The sequence below is a fragment of the Bacillus pseudomycoides DSM 12442 genome, assembly GCF_000161455.1.
Lineage (GTDB): Bacteria > Bacillota > Bacilli > Bacillales > Bacillaceae_G > Bacillus_A > Bacillus_A pseudomycoides.
On the sequence record NZ_CM000745.1, the window covers coordinates 5164370 to 5164680 of the forward strand.

Here is a 311-nt window from a genome sequence, read left to right on the forward strand (position 1 = left end):
GGTTTAGGAACAGCAGCTGGTGTCACGGCGTCTAATCATATGAACTCTTATAACGAAATTTCTAAAAAAATCGGAGAATTAAGTACGAAAGCCGATCTTGCTAGCCAAGCAGTTATTTCGCTTACTAACGCGAAAGCAACTTTGACAGATCTGTATCAAACAGTGGATCAAGCAATACTGTCTCTAACAAGCATCCAACAACAATGGAATAAAATGGGGGCCAATTATACAGATTTACATGATAATATCGACTCTATGCAAGAACATAAATTCTCTTTAATACTTGATGATTTAAAAGCTGCTAAACAAAG

Annotated in this window: 1 pseudogene; it reads left to right on the top strand. The window is 36.3% G+C overall.

Annotated features, from left to right (window positions below):
• Nucleotides 1–311, top strand: a pseudogene (locus tag BPMYX0001_RS26150) (hemolysin BL lytic component L1); the annotation flags it as partial.